This is a genomic window from Nocardioides sp. (assembly GCF_030655615.1).
GTDB lineage: Bacteria > Actinomycetota > Actinomycetes > Propionibacteriales > Nocardioidaceae > Nocardioides.
This window is the reverse complement of the sequence record NZ_JAURVJ010000076.1, coordinates 1-4,173: the sequence shown is the minus strand read 5'-3', so window position 1 is coordinate 4,173 and position 4,173 is coordinate 1. Positions and strand designations below refer to the sequence as shown.

At 71.4% G+C, this 4,173-nt stretch carries 5 protein-coding genes; 3 read left to right on the top strand and 2 right to left on the bottom strand.

Annotated features, from left to right (window positions below; translation table 11 throughout):
• Together Q7T52_RS06420 and Q7T52_RS06415 are read left to right on the top strand one after the other, a co-directional pair.
• Nucleotides 1–249, top strand: a 249-nt coding sequence (locus Q7T52_RS06420) for a WHG domain-containing protein (RefSeq protein ID WP_304800546.1), incomplete at its 5' end; no start/stop codon positions are given.
• On the top strand, nucleotides 246–1,505 hold the full coding sequence (locus Q7T52_RS06415) for a class I adenylate-forming enzyme family protein (protein ID WP_304800544.1): 1,260 nt from the start codon (nucleotides 246–248) through the stop codon (nucleotides 1,503–1,505). The genes Q7T52_RS06420 and Q7T52_RS06415, both read left to right, overlap by 4 nt.
• 84 nt (nucleotides 1,506–1,589) lie before the next feature.
• On the opposite strand, the gene Q7T52_RS06410 is transcribed toward Q7T52_RS06415, so the two are convergent.
• Entirely contained in the window at nucleotides 1,590–2,534 is a 945-nt protein-coding gene (locus Q7T52_RS06410) for a GlxA family transcriptional regulator (protein WP_304800542.1), read from the bottom strand.
• A gap of 93 nt (nucleotides 2,535–2,627) precedes the next feature.
• Between Q7T52_RS06410 and Q7T52_RS06405 the strand changes: the two genes are divergently transcribed.
• On the top strand, nucleotides 2,628–2,813 hold the full coding sequence (locus Q7T52_RS06405) for a hypothetical protein (protein WP_304800540.1): 186 nt from the start codon (nucleotides 2,628–2,630) through the stop codon (nucleotides 2,811–2,813).
• A gap of 120 nt (nucleotides 2,814–2,933) precedes the next feature.
• Here Q7T52_RS06405 and rpsA read toward each other — a convergent pair.
• A partial coding sequence (rpsA, locus tag Q7T52_RS06400) for a 30S ribosomal protein S1 (RefSeq protein ID WP_304800538.1) occupies nucleotides 2,934–4,173 on the bottom strand: 1,240 nt, incomplete at its 5' end.

Below are 4,173 nucleotides of genomic sequence, written 5' to 3'. Positions count from 1 at the left end.
GCCGGCCGCCGACCGCGCGGCCCCGAGCGGGTCTCGACCGCCGAGAAGGCCGCCCTGGCCCCGGTCCTGGCCCTGGTCGAGCCGCCGCTGAGCCCGGCGTACGGCGTCCGCGGCCTCGCGGTGTGGACGGCGCTGTTCGGGCACGTGTCATTGGAGCTGTTCGGCCACATGCACAACGGCGTGCTCGACTACGAGACGCACTTCGCGTCGGTCGTCGACCAGTACGCCGTCGACCTCGGGCTCACGTGAGCGAGCCCGACCTGCTCGAGGGCGACCGGGTCGCCCTCCTGGTCCCTCCGTCGACGGCCTACCTCGACGCCGTGCTGTCGCTCCTGGCCCGCGGGGTCGTCCCGATCCCGCTCGACCCGCGGCTCACCGAGGCCGAGCGCGAGCGGATCCTCGCGCCGCTCTCCCCCACCCGTGTCGTCACCGACGAAGCGGGCCTGGCCGCCGTGACCACCGACGACCGCGGCACCCCGCGGGCCCGGCCCATGCACTGCACCAGCGGCACGACGGGCAACCCCAAGGGCGTGTGGAGCGGGCTGCTCGACCCCGGCGACGCCGAGGCGCTGGTGGCCGAGGAGCGCGACCTGTGGGGCTTCGCCGCCGACGACGTCAACCTCGTGCTGAGCCCGCTCTACCACTCCGCGCCGCTGCGCTTCGCCGTCGGCACGGTCCTGGCCGGCGGGCGGGTGGTGCTGCCCGGTCCGTTCGACCCGGCGGCCGTGACGGCAGCCATCACCAGCGAGCGCCCCACCACCGTGTTCTGCGTCCCCACCCACCTGCAGCGGCTGTTCGCGCACTGGGACGAGGTCGGGGTGCCCGACCTGTCGTCCTTCCGGCTGGTCGCCCATGCCGGCGCCCCCTGCCCCACCGCCGTGAAGCGACGGCTCATCGACCTCTTCCCGGCCGGCTCGACGTGGGAGTTCTACGGCTCGACCGAGGGCCAGTTCACCGCCTGCCGCAGCGAGGAGTGGCTCGAGCGTCCCGGCACCGTCGGCCGGGCGCGCCCCGGTCGCACGCTCGCCGTCGACGACGACGGCACCATCTGGTGCGCGGTGCCGCGGCACGCGCGCTTCGAGTACTACGACGACCCGGCCAAGACGGCCGCCGCCTGGCGGGGTGACGCCTTCACGGTGGGCGACCTGGGACGTCTCGACGACGACGGCTACCTGTTCCTCGACGGGCGTCGCGAGGACCTCGTCATCAGCGGTGGCGTCAACGTCTATCCGCTCGAGGTCGAGCGGGTCCTCGGTGAGCACCCCGGCGTCGACGACGTCGCCGTCTACGGCGTCGACGACCCCGACTGGGGCCAGCGGGTCTGCGCGGCCGTCGTCGGCACGGCCTCGGAGGACGAGCTGGCAGCCTGGGCGCGGGAACGCCTCGCTCCGCCGAAGCGGCCCAAGACCTGGTTCTTCCTCGACGAGCTGCCCCGCACCCTCACCGGGAAGGTCCGCACGCAGGAGCTGCGACGAAGGAGCAGCTCCGTCGCGGGCGGAGATTGAGCGGGCCCTCCGGCCGAGGGACGAGGCCGGAACGGGCGCGTCGAAATCTGTCTCGAGAGCTGCGACGGAGGGGCAGCTCTGCGGTCAACAGGCGAACTGACGCCGGTAGACCTGGGGGCTGACCCCGCGGACCCGGGTGAAGTGGTGGCGCAGGGTGGCGGCGTTGCCGAAGCCGACCTCGGTGGCGATCTGGTCGATCGGGTTGTCGGTGCGCTCGAGCATCTCCTCGGCCAGCTGGAGCCGCTGCGCGGTGACCCACGAGTGGGGCGTCGTGCCGGTCTCGTCGCGGAAGCGGCGGGCGAAGGTGCGCGGCGACATGTGGGCCTTGCGGGCGAGGGTGTCGACGTCGAGGTTGTCGGCGAGGTTCTCGGTGGCCCAGGTGAGCACCGCCCCCAGGGTCTCGGCCTGGCAGTCGACGACCTGACGGGCGATGAACTGGGCCTGGCCGCCGTCGCGGTGGGGAGGGACGACGATGCGGCGGGCCGTCGTGGCCGCGACCCGGGCACCGAAGGTCTCGCGCATCAGGTGGAGCGAGGCGTCGATGCCGGCGGCCGACCCGGCGCCGGTGAGGACGTTGCCCTGGTGGCAGTAGAGGACGTCGGGACGCACGATCGCCGACGGGTAGCGGGCGGCGAGACGGTCGGTGTAGCGCCAGTGGGTGGTGCACTCGCGGCCGTCGAGCAGACCGACCTCGCCGAGGGTGAACGCAGCACTGCAGTGGGCGTAGATGATCGCCCCGCGCTCGTGGGCCGCACGGACGGCCTCGAGGACCAGCGGATCGAAGTCGAGGAAGTCGTGGAACGGGGAGATGCAGACGAGGTCGGCGTCAGCGGTGGCGTCGAGGCCGCGCTCGACGAGCAGGTCGTAGCCCGCGCGGCCCTTGACCCGACCCGGGCGGGGGGTGCAGACCTGGAAGTCGAACACCGGGTTGTCGTCGTCGGCGTGGTAGGGCTCGCCCCACACCTCGACCAGTGAACCGAGCCCGAACGGCTCGGCCCCGTCCTGCACGATGACCGCGACCTTGTCCATGCCGGCAGCCTAACCGCCGGTTGGCAGAAAATCGAGCAAGCCCGTCATCTCTGCCACTCGTGGCAGCATCGCAGCGGGAGCATGATTACTGCCATGACCACTTTCGCGACACTCCTCCTCCTGCTCCTCCTCATGACGAGCCTGCTCGCCTACGCCGCCGGTGACCGCTTCACCTCCACCCCGCGCCGGCTGCTCGCCCACCGCCCCACCGGCCGGACCACGACCGCAGCCGCTCCCGCCGTCCCGACCGCGCGGCCGACGTACCGACGCGCCGCCTGACCACCGCGACCTGCCAGCTGCCCGACCGCATCACGACCGAACGAAGGCCCGGCCCCCTCACGGGGACCGGGCCTTCGTCGTCGATCAGGTGGATCAGGTGGAGCTGGTGGGGCTAGGCGATCAGGCCTGGCCGCCGGTCAGCTTCTCGCGGAGCGCCTGCAGCGCCTCGTCGGAGGCGAGCGAACCGCCGTCGCCCTCACCCTCGGCGACCTCGCCACCGGAGGAGTAGGACGTCGCCTCGCCGGCCTCGGCATCGGCCACCTTGGCGTCGGCCTGCTGCTTGACGTGGGCCTCCCAGCGAGCGTGCGCCTTGGCGTACTGCTCCTCCCAGACCGCACGCTGCTCGTCGAAGCCCTCGAGCCACTCGCCGGTGTCGGAGTCGAAGCCCTCCGGGTAGACGTAGTTGCCCTGGTCGTCGTAGGTCGCCGCCATGCCGTACAGCGTGGGGTCGAACTCCTCGACGTCGGCCGCGGTCGCGGTCTCGTTGGCCTGCTTGAGCGACAGCGAGATCCGGCGACGCTCGAGGTCGATGTCGATGATCTTGACCATGACGTCGTCGTTGACCTGGACGACCTGCTCGGGGATCTCCACGTGCCGCTCGGCCAGCTCGGAGATGTGCACCAGGCCCTCGATGCCCTCCTCGACACGGACGAACGAGCCGAAGGGCACCAGCTTGGTGACCTTGCCGGGCACGATCTGACCGATCTGGTGGGTCCGGGCGAAGTGCTGCCACGGGTCCTCCTGGGTCGCCTTCAGCGACAGCGAGACGCGCTCGCGGTCCATGTCGACGTCGAGCACCTCGACGGTGACCTCGTCGCCGACGGTGACGACCTCGGACGGGTGGTCGATGTGCTTCCAGGACAGCTCGGAGACGTGGACGAGACCGTCGACGCCGCCGAGGTCGACGAACGCACCGAAGTTGACGATCGAGGACACGACACCCTTGCGGATCTGGCCCTTCTGGAGCTGGGTGAGGAAGCCGTGGCGGACCTCGGACTGGGTCTGCTCGAGCCACGCACGGCGCGAGAGCACGACGTGGTTGCGGTTCTTGTCCAGCTCGATGATCTTCGCCTCGAGCGTCTGGCCGACGTACGGCTGCAGGTCGCGCACGCGGCGCATCTCGACGAGCGAGGCAGGCAGGAACCCGCGCAGGCCGATGTCGATGATGAGGCCGCCCTTGACGACCTCGATGACGGTGCCCTCGACGACGCCGTCCTCCTCCTTCACCTGCTCGATGGTGCCCCAGGCGCGCTCGTACTGGGCGCGCTTCTTGGACAGGATCAGGCGGCCTTCCTTGTCCTCCTTCTGGAGGACGAGGGCCTCGACCTTGTCGCCGACGGCGACGACCTCGGAGGGGTCG

What these genes read in the sequence shown, in the direction of transcription:
- Q7T52_RS06410 (WP_304800542.1), bottom strand. Translation starts at nt 2,534, where the DNA reads ATGGACAAGGTCGCGGTCATCGTGCAGGACGGGGCCGAGCCGTTCGGG.
- Q7T52_RS06405 (WP_304800540.1), top strand. Translation starts at nt 2,628, where the DNA reads ATGACCACTTTCGCGACACTCCTCCTCCTGCTCCTCCTCATGACGAGC.